The following is a 17,887-nucleotide window of genomic DNA, read 5'->3' as shown; positions in this document are numbered from 1 at the left end:
GCGTAGTCGGGGTGCGGCGAACCCATATAGAGGGTGCGGTTGTGCGCTGGAAGGGGTGCGAATTCGTGCAAGGGGTGCGGGTACGGCGGAAAGGTTTTCAGGCGGCGAATCACGGTTAGACTCGGGCCCGTGTTTCCCGCTGCCGCCGCCGATCACGCCGGTCCGCCCCCGAGTCGGACCGGGTCGAGTGCGGTGTCCGGCGCGCCGATATCGGGGCTCGACGGGGCCGAATCCATTCCGGTGCGGCCGCTGTCGTTTCGGGAATCGGTGGATCTGCCGTTCGCGGTGATTCAGGCGGACGTACGGAAACTGATCGTCTTCGTCGTCGCCGGGCTGGTGCTGGCCGAGGATCTGGTCATCGCGACAACGTCCGGCTTTTCCATCCTCACCGACGGTTCGGATACCGGAACCGCCTGGTCGGCAATCCTTTCCACGGCCGTCGCCGCCTGGCTGCTACGGCTGTTCCTGCGCGGAGTCACCGTGCCGATCGGGGTGGCGCGAATTCAGGGTGGTTCGCTCACCTGGCGTGCGGCGCTGCGCCGGTTCGGCGAGAAGTTCGGCCCGCTGGTGCTCGATCGGCTGCTGTATACGGTGATCGGCGTGCTTGTTCCGGCCGTGGGCCTGGCCCTGGCGTTCATCGGGGTGCTCGGCGCGGTACCGCTGGTGGGCTGGCTGCGGGCGCGGCGAATGTGCGTTGTCCCGGTGCTGTTCGCGGAATCCGCATCGTATGGTGGTGCCGTGGGGAGGGCGAAAATCCTTGCCGCCGGGGCGGAATGGCGGCTCACCGGGCTGTGGTCGTCGCTGCGCGCGCTGCTGCTGGGGGTCGCCGTGCCGCTGCTCGGGCTGCCGTTGTTCGTCTCGAATTTCTCCGGTACACACCGCTGGGCGGTGATCGTGCTGGCCACCGCGAGCGTCCTGCTGATCGCGGCCTTCGCCGAGGTCGTCGATTCGGCGACCAGCGTGGTCGGCTACATCGATCGGCGCTGCCGCCGCGAGGCTTGGGATGTGCGCATTCCCGTTCCGGCACACCGTAATACGGAGACTGCGCGGTGAGCCGCGACGATCCGCCTCCCCTCCCGCAATCGGAATCCGTTCCCGGACAACCGGATCCGGGCGCGGCGCCCCCGCCACCGCAGCTCGGCCCGGCGGGCGCACATCGCGGCGCCGCCGAACAGGCCGCCCTGCACAGCGATTTCACCACCGCGTTGCGAGAGCGGTTCCGCGCGGTCGTACGCGGTCTGGAACAGGGCGGACTGCTCGAGGTCCAGCGTTCCCGCACCGCCCGGGAGACCGCCGCGAATGCCGCGACAACCGCCCAGGCCACCGAACTTCCCGATGCGGCACGCAATTTCGACGAGGTCGTCTACGGCGGCCGTCCCGCCACCGAGGCCGAATACCGTCTCCTGGAACACGCCGACCGCTACTCGCTCGCCCCACCGCCACCGGACGAGCCGGTCGACACGGTCACACCCGAAAGCCGCCCGAGGCAATGGCGCATCCCGCCGCTGCCCGAACTGCTGCGCAACCCCAAGTTCTGGGCCGCGGTGCTGGGCGTCGTACTTCTGGCGGTGATCGTCTACGTCCTGCTGCACCTGTCCGGCGCGCCGAAGGCCCCACCGACACCCCCACCGCCGCAGCACAATCCGTTCCCCGATGAACCGCCGCCCCCACCGCCGACGCCTAGGCCGGGCGGCGCGGGCGATGATTCGATCTTCGACCGGCTGCCGCACTGGCTCGCCTACGGCGGCCTGCAATGGCTGATCTGCGCCGCCATCGTGGTGTGGTGGCGGGCCCGCCGACGCGGCGCGCTGGTCGGCGAACCACGCCCGGTCCAGGTCGCGGCGAACGAACTGCTCGCCGGTCAGGCCGCGCTGTACCGCAGATCGTCCGATCGTGACCACACCGCGGCGAAACTGCGCGCGGCCACCATGCGCCGGATCCGCCCGATCCTGGGCCTGACCGCCGACGCACCACCGGATCGGGTGATCGCGGCCGTCGGCGCCCGCACCCGCACGGACCCGAACCTGCTGGGTGCGGTGCTGTTCGGCCCGGTGGCCGATGACGCCACCCTGGAAATGATTGCCGCACAACTGGACCGAATCGAGTCGGAGATCGCATGACACAGGCCGAGACCAATCACGCACCGACCGCGCAGGACGCCCTGCTGGCCTTCGGCGCGTTGCGCACCGAGATCGGCAAGGCCGTGGTCGGCAACGACCAGGCGGTCATGTTCCTGGTGCTGGCCCTGCTGTGCCGCGGGCACGTCCTGCTGGAAGGTGTTCCGGGAGTGGCGAAGACGCTGCTGGTGCGCGCATTGGCGATGGGTCTGGAACTCGAGCACTCCCGCGTCCAGTTCACCCCCGACCTGATGCCCGGCGACGTCACCGGATCGCAGATCTACGATCCGCATTCGGCCGAGTTCACCTTCCGCCGCGGGCCGGTGTTCACCAATCTGCTGCTGGCCGACGAGATCAACCGCACCCCGCCCAAAACCCAGTCGGCCCTGCTGGAATCGATGGAGGAGCGGCAGGTCTCCGTCGCGGGAACACCGCAGCCGCTGCCCGACCCGTTCATGGTCATCGCCACCCAGAACCCGATCGAGCAGGAGGGCACCTATCCGCTGCCCGAGGCGCAGCTGGACCGGTTCCTGTTCAAGGTCGACATCCGGCTGCCCGAACGCGAGGACGAATTCCGGATTCTGCAACGTCATGCCGCCGGATTCGATCCGCGCGATCTGACCGCGGCCGGGCTGCACCCGGTGGCCGGGCCTTCGCACATCACCGCGGCGCGGGCCGCGGTCGCGCGGGTGGCGGTGAGTCCCGAGGTGCTCGCGTACATCGTCGACGTGTGCCGCGCCACCCGCACATCCCCCGCGGTGCAGCACGGCGCCTCGACCCGCGGCGCGACCGCGCTGCTGGCCGCCTCCCGCGCGCTGGCCTGGCTCAACGGACGCGGCTTCGTCACTCCCGACGACGTGAAACTCGTCGCGATCGTGGCACTGCGTCATCGGCTGCAACTGCGGCCCGAGGCGGAGTTGGACGGGGTGACGGCCGAGGCCGTGATGTCCTCGCTGCTGCTGTCGGTCCCGGTTCCGGTGTAGCGCAATGGTTGTCACCGGCCGACTGGCCGTGATCGCGGCGGTCGCCGCGGTGCTCGTCATGGTCGTGCTGCCCTCGTGGGTGGGCGTGGTAGCGATGACCGCGCTGCTGGCTCTGCTGATCGTGATCGATGCGAGTGCGTCGGCCCGCGGCGCGGATCTGGAACTCGCCCGCGCGGATCTGACCACCGTGCGCGTCGGGTACGAGGCCGCGGTGGAACTCACGGTGACCAACCGCGGCCACCGCACCGCGCGCGGCATGCTGTGGGACGACTGGCCCGACAGCGTCCGCGCCGACCGCCGCACTCACCGGCTGAAGCTCGGTCCGAACACCCGGACCAGACTCGTCACCGCCCTGACCCCAGCTGGTCGCGGTGATCGCGCGGCCGGACCGGTAACCGTTCGCCTGCTGGGCCCACTCGGCCTGGCCGGACGGCAGATCCGCAAGCAGGTCCCCGCTCGCGTGCGCGCGCTGCCGCCGTTCCGCAGTGAACGCGTCCTCGCCTCGAAGGTCCGCCAGCTACAGCAGCTCGAGGGCCGCAATGTGGTGAACATCCGCGGTCAGGGAGCCGAATTCGATTCCTTCCGTGAGTATGTCGCCGGTGACGACGTGCGCGCGATCGATTGGCGCGCCACCGCCCGCGCCAGTGACGTCCTGGTGCGCACCTGGCGTCCGGAACGCAATCGGCACGTCCTGCTGCTGCTCGATACCGGCCGATACAGCGCCGGACTGGTCGGCGGCGGCACCTCCGGCAGCGCCGAGGCCACCCGTCTGGAAACGAGTATCGAGGCCGCGCTCCTGCTGGGCGGACTGGCCGCCGCGGCCGGAGACACCGTGGCCCTGCTCGCCTACGACCGTCAGGTCCGCGCCGAGGTCCGCACCGGCAGCGGCCGGGGCCTGCAACCCAAACTGATGCACGCCCTGGCAGGCATCGTGCCCGCCCTGGTCGACACCGACACCGAGGCCATGGTTCGCGCCGCGGTCCAACGCGCCCGCCGCCGCAGCCTGGTCGTCTGGTTCACCGGTCTCGACGGCGCGATGGTCGAGGAGAATCTCCTCCCGGTCCTGCCCGTCCTGGCCCAGCGTCATCGAGTGCTGCTCGTCTCGGTCACCGACCCCGATATAGCGACCGCCGCCACCCACCGCGCCAGCACCCCGGAGATCTACACCGCGGCCGCCGCCGAAAACCTGCTCGCCGAACGCGCCCTGGTCCAGGAATCCTTGCGCCGCAAGGGAATAGACGTGGTAGCCACCTCACCCAGCCGCCTCCCCGAAGCCCTGGCCGACGAATACCTCGAACTGAAGAAATCCGGAGCCATGTAACCCGCCGGGCGTAATACGCCGGTCCGGACCATGGCCGATGTCCATCCCGCGGATGCGGTCGATCGCTGCCCGGTGAACAGGGCTGAGGCGATCGACGATGGCGGCAGATCCCGGACGTCGACCTTCCCGCTGGAACGGCTGGGCGCGCAAATATCGGGAAGTATGACTCGACGCCCGAGGTCAGCGTATGCGCTGGTAGCGAAGGTAGACGACGTGGGTGTTGAAGGTCTGGGATTCGATCAGCCGCAGATCGCGGTATCCGGCGAACGGCGTGAAGTAAGGGGTCCCGCCACCGAGCACTATCGGGTTGACGAACAGGCGGTATTCGTCGATCAGGTCCTCGGCGATGGCCGCCGCGGCCAGGTGCGCCCCGCCGATGGCCACCACGCCCTCGCCCGGCTGATCGCGGAGCCGATCGATCTCCGTCGTGATGTCGTCGGTGGCCAGCCGAGCGTTGCCCGCCACCGAGGTCAACGTCCGGGAGAACACCACTTTCGGAATCGGCCGCCAGATCCGCGCGAACTCCAACTCCGTCGCATCGGACATCGTCTCCTCAGCGGTCTCCCACACCAGCATCGCCTCGTAGAGCCCCCGCCCACACAGATGCGCGGCGATCTCCCGAGTCTGCTCGACATGAAACCGAAACTGCTCCGCATCAGGCGCGGTCCAGCCGATGTCGTCCCCCGGCCCCGCGATGAAACCATCCACCGACACGCCCATCGAGTAGACCACCCGCAACATGAACTCCTCCTCGACGAAGACGGACAGCCCGCTCCACAGATCCTTACACCACTTCCCCGACGCGGACCCCCATTGGCGACAGGGGCGACACCGAGCGTCATCAACACTCCACGAAGCAACGGAGTCGGCATGGGAGCCAGCGGGCCGACGAGAATCGATGCGACAGTGCGGCCGGGTACCACGTTGAGGTGCGAAGCAGAGACCGCGCAACGCCACGCGCCGTCCGGTCGGAAATCGGTTGCCGGGACCGCCGACCAGGCCCGAGGATGACCCGATGGCTGATTCAGCGGACGGCCGGGCGGGGATCACCGCCGACCTCGTCGCGGCCCTGATCGCAGCACAGTTTCCGCAATGGCGGCACCTATCGGTGACACCGGTGGCGAGCGACGGTTGGGACAACCGGACCTACCGCCTCGGCGAAGCCAAGACAGTGCGACTGCCTACCGCCGCCGATTACGCGCCCGCGGTCTCGAAGGAAAGCCGTTGGTTACCGCGCCTTGCCCCCATGCTGCCGGCCTCGGTTCCGACCATCGTCGGCGTCGGCGTTCCCGACCTCGGATACCGGTTCCCGTGGTCGGTGCGCCGTTGGATCCCCGGCGAGTCGGCCGACCATGCCCGCATCGACAACCCGACCGAATTCGCCGTCTCGGTCGCCGAATTCATCCGTGCCCTGCAAGCCTGCGACACCGCCGGTGCACCGATGGCCGGCGCGCACAGCTTCTATCGCGGCGGCTCACTGAGCCACTACGACCGGGAGACCCGCGACCGCCTGAACTCTCTCACCGATCGCATCGACGTCACCCTGGCCACCGCCGTCTGGAACACCGCCGTCGCCGGCCGATGGAACCGAAGTCCGGTATGGTTCCACGGCGATATCGCCCCCGGAAACCTGCTGATCGACAACGGAAAGCTCACAGCTGTCATCGATTTCGGCACCTGCGGAGTCGGCGACCCCGCCTGCGACCTCGTCCTCGCCTGGACGAAACTGTCCGGACGAAGCCGAGAAGCCTTCCGCCGAACCGTCCGCCACGACACCGGCACGTGGGCACGAGCCCGCGGCTGGGCGCTCTGGAAAGCACTGCTGACCCTGACCGAACATGACACCTCGGCCCCCGGCACCGAGACCCGAACCCGGCGCCTGATCGACGAAATCCTCGCCGAACACCGCGATTTCGGCAGCCGTGCCGAGCAACCCGCGGCAGCCCATTCCAGGCCCACAACCGCGACCAGACTCGATTGAACGACCGTGCGGGCCGAAAGTCGGCTCTCCCAATCGATCTCGGTCCCGGTCGTAGGGTTGCGGAGATGCGAGAGCCGGATTGGTATTGCGATGAGGTCGTCCCGAAGCTGATCGATGTGGATGTGGTCCGAGAGACCGAGCAGGTGCTGGCCTTTCGCCCGCCGGTTCGCGGGTTCGGGACCGATCACGTGATCGTTGTTCCGAAGCGGCATGTTCGGTCGCTGCTGGAGTTGGAGCCTGGACTGAGCGCTGACCTGCTGCAGGTCGTGCAGGAGGTCACGCGAGGTTTCGTCGATGCACATGGTGGTTGCCAGGTGCTGACCACTCTCGGCGATGAGCAGCACAACCGGCACCTTCACCTGCATGTCGCCGCGGGAGAAGGTGTGGCGCGGTTCGTTTCTCGTCGGTAGTCGTCGGCGGCGGGTTCAGGCCGGACGCGTCCAGGACGTGTCGGCAGGTCCCGGGGCCAACGGCGTCGGGGTGAACGATGAGGCGCCGATGAGAAGTGGTGTGGCCGTACGGGTTTGGGGACGGGTCAGGGTGCGGCGTTGGCGTTCGGAGATCAGCGCGCCGAGGATTTGCAGGGGTGGGTAGGCGCTGGGGACGGGGACGCGGAGTTGGGTGCAGACCGCGTTGACCAGGGTGGTGCCCAGGGTGTACTGGACCTCGAAGGTGAGGGTCGGGTAGCGGGTGAGGTATTGGCGGATGGGCAGGGCCAGGTCCTCGGTGAGGCCGGACAGGTCCAGGTGCTGTGCCCAGTCCTGCAGCCAAGGTGGGGCGACGGCCAAGGCGGGCATGGGGATTCGCGCGCGATCGTGGACGACGACGGTGCCGGCGAGTACGTCGCCGACGCGGCGGCCGCGCGGGGAGCACAGCGAGGTGAGCACCGCGACCACGCCGAATCCGCCCAGGCTCCAGAAGTCGACGATGACCCAGGTCAGGCCGCGGGTGAGCGCGTGGCGGAAATCGATCGGCCCGCCGTCCCCGCGGACCACTCGCAGGCCCAGCGCGATCTTGCCGATGGTGCGCCCGCGCAGCAGGGTCTCGCAGGTGACCGGATATCCGACCAGGACGGCGACGAAGACGACCAGCGCCACGGTCTGCAACCAGGCGGTGTCCGGCTCGAACTCCGCCATGACCGCGCCGATCAGCAGAACCAGCAGCGCGCCCAGCGACGCCTGGAACAGCAGATCGATCAGCATCGCCGCGGCCCGCGTGGGAATTCGCGCGATGGGCAAGTCGAGGGCGACGGCCTCGCCGGTGGTGAATACGGCCATGATCTCGACAGCCTAATCGTGTTGCGCGCCCGGGTCGTCCCGGTCGGGAACGGATTGTCGGTGCGACAGGCTAGCCTCGTATCCGATCAGCGGCCGGAATCGGCGGTACGGGAGGTATCCGATGGACGTGGACGCGTATGCGTATACCAACCGGCCTGCCTGGGATCGGCTCGATCAGCTGACCCGGCAGCGCCGCCTGTCCGGCGCCGAGGCCGATGAGCTGATGGCGCTGTACCGCCGTACCTCACAGCAGCTGTCCCGATTGCAGTCGCATTCCCCGGATCCGGAGTTGATCGGCGGCCTGAGCGCACTGCTGACCAGGGCGCGTGGACGGGTGCTGGGCACCAGGGTCGAGGCTTGGCGCGCGGTCGGGCGATTCTTCACACACACCTTCCCGGCGGCGCTGTATCGCGTCCGGGCGTGGTGGCTCGGCGTGGCCGCGGTCTTCCTGGCGGTAACCCTGGGACTCGGCGTCTGGGTGTCCGGATCCGGTTCGGCCCGAAGGATTCTGGGTCTGTCCGATGACAATCGCGATCTGACCGGACCGGGCGGCGAGTTCGAGACCTACTACTCCGAGCATCCGCACGAGGCGTTCGCCGCGCAGGTGTGGACGCACAACGCCTGGGTTTCCGCCGTCGCCCTGTTCACGGGGCTGCTGATCATCCCGGCGGTGTACGCGCTGTTCATGAACGCGCTCAATCTGGGCATCTCCGCGGGTCTGATGGCCGACGCGGGCCGCCTGGACGCCTTCTTCGGATTCATCCTTCCGCACGGAATGCTGGAACTGACAGCGGTTTTCGTGGCCGGTGGCATGGGTCTGAAGTTGGGCTGGACGCTGATCGACCCGGGCCGGTTCTCCCGCGCGCAGGCGCTGGCCCGGCAGGGCAGGGCCTCGGCGACGGTGGCGCTGGGCCTGGTGGGCGTGTTGGCCGTATCGGGCATGATCGAGGGCTTCATCACGCCGAGCGGCTGGCCCGCCCCGGTGCGGATCGGGATCGGTGTGCTGGCCGAGCTGGCCTTCCTGACCTATGTGTTCGGCGTGGGCCGGCGCGCGGTGCGGGAGTCGGCAGCTACCAGCGGGCGCACAGCCGGTTGACAAGAGGGGATCCGCGGCGTCCGGACGGACGATCCAGGCGGGAAATTTGAGAGCCACTGGCCGCAGCGAGTCCAGCTCAGCTGCGGCCAGCGTTACCGTCAACTCTACACAATCGTTATCGCGACGCAATGCTCGTCATGCGGGACCGGCGTATAGGCCGCGGCTCGAAAACCGCATGTCGGACAGGGTGTCCGACACCTCCGGCAAACGCGTGGCGTCGGCATAAATGCAGTTGACAGGACCGACTGATCCGACCATTGCCCGAACTCTCCCATTCCCCGGAATCGGCGAGACGGATTCACCCGATGAGTCTCGAGGTAAGGTTTGCCAATTCTGTTCACTTGATGTCAATGCATCTTAAAAATGCCTGTCAACCTGGACATTTTCTAGATCTCCAAGCGATGACAAAAAGGTAGCCAATCAGTAAACAAACCTGAAGTTTGTTATCTCCGGCGGGTCCCGGAAAGCAGTTCAGCAGTAACAGGCAATCGACGCATATGTAGTCGATTATTCGAGCTCAGATACTGATCTGCGACCGTTTCAGATCAGCCCGCTATCACCCCGAAGAGCCCACGGAGCCCCTGATCAGCGGCCTGGAGTGCGGCGAAGATCACACCGTACGCTCCGCGAACAGGCCGGGGCCGAGGGCGGCTGAGCGCGTTATCCGATGCGCACGATCCCGCTCAGAGTGCCCTGCAGCACCCGACGATCCCGGGTGATCAACGGCGCGGTCTGCAACGGATCCGCCACGATCGTGCCGGGCAGCGGGCTGCGCGCGGCAATCGCACCGGTGTCGGCGTTCACGGCGGTGAATTCGAAACCGTCCAGCGGCGTGGTGGCCGCGGGGCCGATCCGGTTCACCGTGTAGATCAGGCCGTCGGGGGCGGACAGCATCGGCACCGCCGAACTGCGAACCTCGTTGTCCCAGACCGTGTGACAGCCGGACGCGCCGACGTCCACACGAGTCATGCCCCCGGTGAACGGAGCCATCGGCGGCACCGCCGGACCGGCGCCCTGCGGCAGCGTCGGATACGGATAGCCGTAGGTGCTCGCCACGACCACCGTGCGGCCCAGCCCGATCGGAGCGTTCTCGCTGCCGGGCCCGCCACGGGTGAGAACCGGCTGCACGCACACCAACTGCCCTGTGCCGGAACGGAACACCAGCAGGTGCGCCGCCTCGGCCGCATTGTCGACGATGGCCACGTAGTCCGCGCCGGTCTCCGGGCCGAAGTACACCGGTGTCGATCCGGTACCCCAGCTGAGCTGACCGGGCTTGCGACCCGGGCCGCGGTCGTAAGCCTTGCGCCACAATACTTCCGGATGTCCCGCCGCGACGGACCGCAGTTCGTACAGCGCATGCGTGGTGGCCACGGCGATGCGGCCGTCCGGCGTCGCGGAGATGCTGTTCTCCACCATCTCCCCGCCGCCCAGCGTGATCGCCGCCGCATGTCCGGACGGATCCACCCGCCCGGCCACCGCGTGTTCGGTCGCGAACCACACCCCGCCGGACGGATCCGGAACCAGCCCGACGACGCTGTCCCCGGCGGGCACCAGCCGGTTCGCGTTGTCCAGATATGCGTACACCCCGCCGAGCAGGCCGCCCTTCACCAAAGGCAGTGTGGCCGAGGCGCTTGCGAGCGCCCCGGTCGCATTCGGATCGATCAGCTCCACCGTGGGCGTGCGCCCCGCGATCGTGGTGCACAGCGCCACCACCATGCCATCGGACCCTTGCAACAACGTCGGACAGGCCGCGGCGAGCGGATACACCGTCGTTCGCACCGCGCGCGCACCCGGGCCGGCGAGCGGCGTGGCATCGGAGGATCCGGCATCGGCGTGCATCGTCGCGCTCCCCTGCGGCCCCAATGCCGGACTCGGCGCGGCGAACGGCCCCCAGAACGTCGCCGCCTGTGCGGGCGTCCCGGCGACGAGCGCCCCGGCCGCACACAGCGCCGCGAAGGCACGACCCACACCGCGCCGACGTCCGGAGAAAGCTCGTCTCATGGCTGCCACCTGCCTGTTCCGCATTCCCGACCAGCCGCGACACGATCATCCACGACCGAGGCAGCGTACCGAACCAACTTGGTCGGATGATCAGTTCCGGTCCGCCGACAGTTCCGCGCAAGGACCTATAGCCATAGCTGACAAACGCGCCCCACGAAAGTTTGTGAAATTCCCGACAAGCCGATTCGACCGGAATCAGCGGCGGACCGACCGGACCGGATGCTCGTCGAACGAGAAACGAGGAAGGGCCGGAGCTAGAACTCCGACCCTTCCTCGTTCTGGTGGGCGAAGGGGGACTTGAACCCCCACGTCCCGAAGGACACTGGCACCTGAAGCCAGCGCGTCTGCCATTCCGCCACTCGCCCGAGCGACTGGAAGACAGTAGCACGGGGGCGGGGGCGAGAAGAAATCGCCTGTTCACAGGCCTGCACGGGGTGTTCCGGCGGAACGGGAACCCTGGGGAAGCATCGGGAGTTACAGGTGTGGACGATCGTGGATATCATGCAGTGACCGTGTCCCTACGTCGACACGCCCTATCGGCGTGTCGTCAATCCTGAGCAGACGACCGACGCATGTACCGGAGGAGGCCGAGATGGGGTTCGTGACCCGCTTCGAACGCCGCCTGCAGGGCGCGGTCGGGGACGCGTTCGCGCGCGTCTTCGGCGGTAGCGTCGTCCCGCAGGAAGTAGAGGCGGCGCTGCAGCGTGAGGCTTCCGATCAGGTCACCGAACTAGAGGGTGGCCATCTGCTGGCTCCCAACAGCTACACCATCACCATCAACGCGTCGGACCTGCAGCAACTCGATGCCGATCACGACCTCACCACCCGGGCCTTCGCCAAACACCTGCAGGATTACATCCGCGAACAGGGTTGGCAGACCTACGGTGATGTGCACGTCGAATTCGAACCATCCCCTACGCTGCACACCGGGCAGTTCAGGACTCGCGGTCGGGTCGATCCCGACGCGGATCGCCGTAATCCGGCGGCCCGCGGCCCCTCACCCGGCCGACCTGGACCCCCCCGACAGAGAACCGCAAACCCGCAACCAGGAGCTGGCCCCATGACGCAGAACTCAGGCTACGACCCGAGCCGTGAGCCCGCGGAGTCCGATCCACGCAACCGCGGGTACGCGCCGCCGCCGGCGGGCCGCCCCGCCCAGGGCTACGACGACTACGGCTGTGGCGGCTATCAGGCGCCGCAGGGTGGTAACTATCAGGCTCCGGCCGGTGGCGAATATGCCGCACCCGATGCGCAGCACGGGTACGGCGACTACCAGAACGGTCAGGACTACCAGCAGGGCGGCGCCGCGGGTTACGGCCAGCCGGGCTACGACCAGGGCTACGACCAGCGCGGCGGCTACGACCAGGGCGGGTACGGCCAGCAGCAGGGCTACGACCAGCAGGGTTACGCCGAACAGGGCCACCAGGGCTACAGCGACCAGGCCTACGGGCAACACCAGGGTTACGCGGACCAGGGCGGCTACGGCCAACAGCAGGCATACGGCCAGGCGCCGGGCGGCTACGACCAGGGTTACGGGCAGCAGCAGCAGGGTTACGACCAGGGCTACCAGCAGGGCTACGGCCAGCAGCAGGCCGGGTACGAACAGGGCGGCTACGGACAGCAGCAGGGCTACGAGCAGGGCGGCTACGGACAGCAGCCCGGATACGCCGCGCCCGGCCAGGCGCCCGCGGGCGGTTCGGGGTACTCGGCCACGCTGCAACTCGACGACGGCAGCGGCCGGACCTATCAGCTGCGTGAGGGAAGCAACATCATCGGCCGCGGCCAGGATGCGCACTTCCGGCTCCCCGATACCGGGGTGTCCCGCCGTCACATCGAGGTCCGGTGGGACGGTCAGGTCGCGATGCTCTCGGACCTCGGTTCCACCAACGGAACGCTGGTCAACGGCTCGCCGGTGCAGGATTGGCAGCTCGCCGACGGCGATATCATCCGCGCCGGACATTCCGAGATCCTGATCCGAATCGTCTGATCCCGTAAGCTCGCCGATGCAGGTCACGATGCGGCGCGAAAAACTCGCCCTTATCGTGATCGCAACCGGTCATCGGCCCTATGATGCTGCCAACCCTCGGTCGGCGGCAGGTCCGTGCTGACCAGCAAGCCGGTTGGGGGTCGAACGTCGTACCCACATCGGCCGAAACAGGAGGTGGAGCACCGTGCAGGGACTGATCCTGCAATTGACCCGTGCGGGGTTCCTACTGCTGTTGTGGCTGTTCGTGTGGGCGGTGCTTCGAACCCTGCGCAGCGACATCTACGCGGCATCCGGCATCCGGATCCAGCCCCGGGCCGCACGCGGTTCCGCGGTGCTGCCATCCTTCAGCCGTGGCCAGAAGGGCGCCAAGTATCTAGTGGTGACTCAAGGTTCACTCGCCGGCACACGCATCACCCTGGGTACCCAACCGGTGCTCATCGGGCGCGCCGACGATTCCACGCTGGTACTCACCGATGACTATGCCTCGACCAGGCATGCGCGACTCTCGCCGCGAGGCGAGGACTGGTACGTCGAAGATCTGGGTTCCACCAACGGGACCTATCTCGACCGCGCGAAGGTCACCACCCCGGTGCGGGTTCCGCTCGGGTCCCCCGTCCGTGTCGGTAAGACAGTGATCGAGCTGCGATCGTGACACTTGTTCTCCGTTACGCGGCGCGCAGCGACCGCGGACTCGTCCGAGGCAACAACGAGGATTCCGTCTACGCCGGTGCGCGCCTGCTGGCGCTGGCCGACGGAATGGGCGGCCACGCCGCCGGTGAAGTCGCCTCCCAACTGATGATCGCCGCACTCGCGCATCTCGACGATGACGAGCCCGGCGACGATCTGCTCGGCAAGCTGGACCGCGCGGTGCACGCGGGTAACGCCGCCATCGCCGATCAGGTCGAGGAAGAGCCCGAACTGGACGGCATGGGCACCACGCTCACCGCGATCCTGTTCGCGGGCAAGAAACTCGGCCTGGCGCATATCGGCGATTCGCGTGCGTACCTGTTCCGCGACAACGAGCTGGCTCAGATCACCCGCGACGACACGTTCGTGCAGTCGCTGGTCGACGAGGGCCGGATCACGCCCGAACAGGCACACACCCATCCGCAGCGGTCACTGATCATGCGGGCGCTCACCGGCAATGAGATCGATCCCACACTGATCATGCGGGAGGCGCGGGCGGGCGATCGCTACCTGCTCTGCTCCGACGGCCTGTCCGACGTGGTCAGCGACGAGACGATCGGAAATACGTTGCGGGAGGGCAGCACCGACGAGGCTGCCGATCGCCTCATCGAACTCGCCCTGCGCAGCGGCGGCCCGGACAACGTCACCGTCGTCGTCGCGGACGTCATCGATCTGGACTACGGCCAGAGCCATCCGATCGTGGCCGGCGCCGCCTCCGGTGAGGACGAGGACACCCCGCCGCCCAACACCGCCGCCGGCCGGGCCGCGGCGATGCGCCCACCGCGGGCGGCCCCCCGGCGCGCCCCCGTGACCGCGGAGCCCGAGCCACGCAAGAGCCACAAACTGCGCTGGATCCTGCTGTCGCTCGCGCTGATCGCGGCCGTGGCGGTAGGACTCGTGGTGGGCTACAAGATGATTCGCAACAACTACTACGTCGGGGCGGACGGCGGCAACGTCGTGATCGTGCGCGGGTTACCCGGATCGGTGCTCGGCTATTCGATCCACGACGTGGACCAGATCGCGTGCGTGCAGCGCGACGGACAGCTCAGCCTGGCAAGTCCGGGTGAGGGCTTTCCGTCGGGCTGCAAGCAGTTGCAGGTCGCCGACCTCGAGCAGACCGGCCGCGACAAGGTGAACAACGGACTTCCGCCGGGCGCCCTCGACGACGCGCGCCGCCAGCTCGCCAAACTCGCCCAGCAGGATCTGCTGCCCGCGTGCAGCACCCCGGCCGCGACGCCGCAGCCGGCGCAGAATCCCGCACCCACGACAACCCCCGCCGCGCCGACCGGTCCCACGCCGGCGCAGCCTGCGCCCGCCAGCGGCGACGGACATCCCGGCGCGCCCGCCCCCACCACCACCGCGCCCGCCACGCCGACGACCGCGTCGCAGGCCCCGCAAACTCCGGGAGAGAACTGCAGGAAGGCGGACTGATGTCCGCTCCGGCACCGCTGTCTGCGGGGGCCTTCCCGAGTCCTCCGGGCGGGTTCGCCCCTGCGCCACCGCCCTCGACTCGTCGTAACGTCGAACTTCTGCTGCTGGGGACGGCGGTCGTCGTGACAACCGTCGCACTGGTTCTGGTGGAGGCCGCTCAGGATCAGGGCGCCTGGTGGGAATGCGCCGAACTAGCGCTGGCCTATCTGGCGCTGTTCGCGGTCGCCCATCTGGCCGTGCGACGTTTCGCACCGTTCGCCGATCCGCTGCTGCTGCCGATCGCGGCGCTGCTGAACGGCCTGGGCCTGGTGCTGATCCACCGCCTTGATCTGGCCGCGGCACAGACCGCGCGCAGCAACTCCTGGCCGATCCCCTCCCCCGACGCCGACCGCCAGGTGCTGTGGACCGCGGCCGGAATCCTGATCCTGGCCACGGTGCTGGTGGTGGTGCGCGACTATCGCGCCCTGGCCCGCTACAACTACTCCATCGGGGCGCTGGGCCTGGTGACGCTGCTGCTGCCCGCGGTGCTGCCGGAACGGTTCGCCACGACGAACCACACGAAGATCTGGCTGCGGCTGCCCGGATTCACCGTGCAGCCGGGCGAATTCGCGAAGGTCCTGCTGGTCGTGTTCGTCGCGGCGCTGCTGGTGTCCAAACGCGACTGGTTCACCGCGGCCGGACGGCACGCGTTCGGTATCGAGCTGCCGCGGCTGCGCGATCTGGGCCCGCTCGTGCTGGTCTGGGCCGTCAGCGTCGGGGTGCTGGTGTTCGAGCGGGATCTGGGCCTGTCCCTGCTGGTCTTCGGCACCGTGCTGGCACTGCTGTACATCGCGACCGAGCGGGTGGGTTGGCTGGTCGTCGGCGGGGTACTTCTGATCATCGGATTGATCTTCGCCTACAACACGTTCGGACCGATGCGAGCGCAGTTGCACACCTGGCTGCATCCCTTCTCGGACTACAACAACACCGGTTTCCAGATCGCGCAGTCGCTGTTCGGTCTGGCCACCGGCGGGCTTGCCGGTACCGGGCTGGGTAACGGGCGTCCCGATCAGGTGCCCTTCGCCGAGACCGATTTCATCATCGCCACGGTCGGTGAGGAGCTCGGGCTGATCGGGCTGACCGCGGTGCTGGTGCTGTTCACCGTGTTGGTGGTGCGCGGACTGCGCACGGCGCTGGCGGTGCGGGACAGTTTCGGCAAACTGCTCGCCGCCGGACTCGCCTTCACTATCGCCGCACAGGTGTTCGTGGTTGTGGCCGGCGTCACCAAGTTGATTCCGCGCGGCGGCCTGAGCACGCCTTTTCTGTCGTACGGGGGATCTGCGCTGCTGGCCGAGTACGCACTGCTGGCATTGTTGATAAGGATCTCCGATGCCGCCCGCGCACCGGCGCCGAGCCGAAGGAAGGAAACCGCGCCGACCAGCAACCCGCCCACCGAGACGTTGCGCCCGGCCGAAACGGCGATCATCCGCACGGACAACACCGACTCGAGCCGGAAGGCGAAGGGGGAACCGGCATGAACACTCCACTGCGCCGCGTCGCTATGGCCGTGATGCTGATGACCGTCGCCCTGCTGCTCAACGCGACCTACGTCCAGGTGATCAAGGCCGACAGCCTGCGCAGCGATCCGCGCAACTCGCGCGTGCTGCTGGACGAGTACTCCCGCCAGCGCGGGCAGATCTCGGCCTCGGGCACGGTGCTGGCCAGTTCGGTCTCCACCGACGACCGGTACAAGTACCTGCGCACCTACCCGACCGATCCGATGGCGTACGCGCCGGTGACCGGCTTCTACTCGATGCAGTACGGCCGCACCGAACTCGAACTCGCCGAGGACTCGGTGCTCAACGGATCGGACAGCAAGCTGTTCGGCCGCCGCCTGATCGACCTCATCTCCGGCCGTGATCCGCGCGGCGGCAACGTCGTCACCACCATCAACCCGGTGATGCAGAAGGTCGCCTACGACCAGCTGACCAAGAACGGGTACACCGGTTCGGTGGTCGCCATCGAACCCAGCACGGGCCGCATCCTGGCCATGGTCTCCACGCCGAGCTACGACCCGAATCAGCTGGCCTCGCACGACGGTGCGAGCAGCACCAAGGCGTGGGAGCAGCTCAGCTCCGATCAAAAGCAGCCGCTGCTGAACCGCGCCATCTCGCAGACCTATCCGCCGGGTTCCTCGTTCAAGGTGATCACCTCGGCCGCGGCCCTGGCCTCGGGCATCCAGACCACCGACCAGTTCTCCGCCGACCCGCGAATCACGTTGCCCGACACCAACACCACGCTGGAGAACTTCGACGGCGAGCACTGCGGCGACGGCGCAACCGCGACGATGGAACTGGCCTTCGCGCTGTCCTGCAACACCGCGTTCGCGCAGATCGGCATGAAGGTGGGCGCGGCCAAACTCAAGGACACCGCGGCGGCGTTCGGCATCGGCACGCATTCGGGTATTCCGCTGCCGGTGGCCGACAGCACCGTCGGCACGATCCCGGACGAGGCGTCCCTCGCCCAGAGCAGCATCGGTCAGCGCGACGTGGCGATCACCCCGCTCGACGACGCGGTGATCGCGGCCACCGTCGCCAACGGCGGCGTCCGGATGGAACCGCATCTGGTGGACCAGACTCAGGGCCCGGACCTGTCCGAGCTGTCCAAGACCAAACCGGTGTCGGTCGGCCAGGCGATCAGTCCCCAGGTCGCCTCGACGCTGACGAGCATGATGATCGACTCGGAGAAGAACACGTTCCAGGGCAACACCACCCCGTTCCAGATCGCATCCAAGACCGGCACCGCCGAGCACGGCGCCAATCCGGGCAGCACACCGGCGCACTGCTGGTACATCGGATTCGCGCCCGCGCAGAACCCGAAGATCGCCATCGCGGTGGTCGTGGAGAACGGCGGCAACATGGGCCTGAAGGGCACCGGAGGTTTCGTGGCATCCCCCGTCGGACGAGCCGTGCTCGAGGCCGGTCTGCAGGGGAGCTGAACGACGATGACCAAGTACGAAGTCCTACG

At 68.0% G+C, this 17,887-nt stretch carries 15 protein-coding genes and 1 tRNA gene; 12 read left to right on the top strand and 4 right to left on the bottom strand.

The features are described from left to right. Nucleotides 1-129 precede the first annotated feature (129 nt). The 4 genes from NM2_RS02835 to NM2_RS02820 are packed head-to-tail and all read left to right on the top strand — an operon-like array spanning nucleotide 130 to nucleotide 4,421. Nucleotides 130-1,053: a hypothetical protein gene (locus tag NM2_RS02835; RefSeq protein WP_245717807.1), complete on the top strand. Its 924-nt coding sequence runs from the start codon at nucleotides 130-132 to the stop codon at nucleotides 1,051-1,053. Beyond that, a complete protein-coding gene (locus NM2_RS02830) occupies nucleotides 1,050-2,120 on the top strand; it encodes a DUF4129 domain-containing protein (RefSeq protein WP_067663533.1) in 1,071 nt (356 codons plus the stop codon). Before NM2_RS02835 ends, NM2_RS02830 begins: the two co-directional genes overlap by 4 nt. Then, the gene (locus NM2_RS02825) at nucleotides 2,117-3,100 is read left to right on the top strand and encodes an AAA family ATPase (protein WP_067663530.1); all 984 of its coding nucleotides are present in this window, start codon (nucleotides 2,117-2,119) and stop codon (nucleotides 3,098-3,100) included. Before NM2_RS02830 ends, NM2_RS02825 begins: the two co-directional genes overlap by 4 nt. Before the next feature lie 4 nt (nucleotides 3,101-3,104). Beyond that, nucleotides 3,105-4,421 (top strand): DUF58 domain-containing protein, encoded by a 1,317-nt coding sequence (locus NM2_RS02820; protein ID WP_067663527.1) that lies wholly within the window; start codon nucleotides 3,105-3,107, stop codon nucleotides 4,419-4,421. A gap of 180 nt (nucleotides 4,422-4,601) precedes the next feature. Here NM2_RS02820 and NM2_RS02815 read toward each other — a convergent pair whose 3' ends face one another. Next, nucleotides 4,602-5,162 carry a dihydrofolate reductase family protein gene (locus NM2_RS02815; protein ID WP_067663524.1) on the bottom strand — a complete coding sequence of 187 codons (561 nt, stop codon included), beginning with the start codon at nucleotides 5,160-5,162 and terminating at the stop codon, nucleotides 4,602-4,604. 274 nt (nucleotides 5,163-5,436) lie between these two features. On the opposite strand from NM2_RS02815, the gene NM2_RS02810 reads away from it, so the two are divergent. Both NM2_RS02810 and NM2_RS02805 read left to right on the top strand, forming a co-directional pair. Next, nucleotides 5,437-6,402 carry an aminoglycoside phosphotransferase family protein gene (locus NM2_RS02810; protein ID WP_067663521.1) on the top strand — a complete coding sequence of 322 codons (966 nt, stop codon included), beginning with the start codon at nucleotides 5,437-5,439 and terminating at the stop codon, nucleotides 6,400-6,402. Between the two features lie 65 nt (nucleotides 6,403-6,467). Then, nucleotides 6,468-6,812: an HIT family protein gene (locus NM2_RS02805; RefSeq protein ID WP_067663518.1), complete on the top strand. Its 345-nt coding sequence runs from the start codon at nucleotides 6,468-6,470 to the stop codon at nucleotides 6,810-6,812. A 15-nt stretch (nucleotides 6,813-6,827) separates the two neighbouring features. Here the strand turns inward: NM2_RS02805 and NM2_RS02800 are convergent, their stop codons facing one another. Then, on the bottom strand, nucleotides 6,828-7,679 hold the full coding sequence (locus NM2_RS02800) for an RDD family protein (protein WP_067663515.1): 852 nt from the start codon (nucleotides 7,677-7,679) through the stop codon (nucleotides 6,828-6,830). A gap of 121 nt (nucleotides 7,680-7,800) precedes the next feature. Between NM2_RS02800 and NM2_RS02795 the strand changes: the two genes are divergently transcribed. Further along, complete coding sequence (locus tag NM2_RS02795) at nucleotides 7,801-8,775, top strand: stage II sporulation protein M (RefSeq protein ID WP_067663512.1); 975 nt, start codon at nucleotides 7,801-7,803, stop codon at nucleotides 8,773-8,775. A gap of 660 nt (nucleotides 8,776-9,435) precedes the next feature. On the opposite strand, the gene NM2_RS02790 is transcribed toward NM2_RS02795, so the two are convergent. Both NM2_RS02790 and NM2_RS02785 read right to left on the bottom strand, forming a co-directional pair. Further along, nucleotides 9,436-10,776, bottom strand: a complete 1,341-nt coding sequence (locus NM2_RS02790; RefSeq protein ID WP_067663630.1) for a hypothetical protein — start codon at nucleotides 10,774-10,776, stop codon at nucleotides 9,436-9,438. Nucleotides 10,777-11,055: 279 nt separating this feature from the next. Then, nucleotides 11,056-11,141: transfer RNA gene (locus NM2_RS02785), tRNA-Leu, on the bottom strand. A gap of 227 nt (nucleotides 11,142-11,368) precedes the next feature. On the opposite strand from NM2_RS02785, the gene NM2_RS02780 reads away from it, so the two are divergent. From NM2_RS02780 to NM2_RS02760, 5 genes are all read left to right on the top strand, one after another. Beyond that, on the top strand, nucleotides 11,369-12,763 hold the full coding sequence (locus NM2_RS02780; RefSeq protein WP_067663509.1) for an FHA domain-containing protein: 1,395 nt from the start codon (nucleotides 11,369-11,371) through the stop codon (nucleotides 12,761-12,763). A gap of 184 nt (nucleotides 12,764-12,947) precedes the next feature. After that, nucleotides 12,948-13,415, top strand: coding sequence for an FHA domain-containing protein FhaB/FipA (locus NM2_RS02775; RefSeq protein WP_067663506.1), 468 nt, complete (start codon nucleotides 12,948-12,950; stop codon nucleotides 13,413-13,415). After that, nucleotides 13,412-14,881, top strand: a complete 1,470-nt coding sequence (locus NM2_RS02770) for a PP2C family protein-serine/threonine phosphatase (protein WP_067663503.1) — start codon at nucleotides 13,412-13,414, stop codon at nucleotides 14,879-14,881. Before NM2_RS02775 ends, NM2_RS02770 begins: the two co-directional genes overlap by 4 nt. After that, nucleotides 14,881-16,398 carry an FtsW/RodA/SpoVE family cell cycle protein gene (locus NM2_RS02765; protein WP_067663500.1) on the top strand — a complete coding sequence of 506 codons (1,518 nt, stop codon included), beginning with the start codon at nucleotides 14,881-14,883 and terminating at the stop codon, nucleotides 16,396-16,398. The genes NM2_RS02770 and NM2_RS02765 overlap by 1 nt, the downstream gene beginning before the upstream one ends. After that, nucleotides 16,395-17,858 (top strand): peptidoglycan D,D-transpeptidase FtsI family protein, encoded by a 1,464-nt coding sequence (locus NM2_RS02760; RefSeq protein WP_067663497.1) that lies wholly within the window; start codon nucleotides 16,395-16,397, stop codon nucleotides 17,856-17,858. The genes NM2_RS02765 and NM2_RS02760 overlap by 4 nt, the downstream gene beginning before the upstream one ends. Nucleotides 17,859-17,887: the final 29 nt, after the last annotated feature.

Source organism: Nocardia miyunensis NBRC 108239 (assembly GCF_001613065.1).
GTDB lineage: Bacteria > Actinomycetota > Actinomycetes > Mycobacteriales > Mycobacteriaceae > Nocardia > Nocardia miyunensis.
The sequence above is the reverse complement of the archived record's forward strand: the minus strand, read 5'-3'. Positions and strand labels throughout refer to the sequence as shown.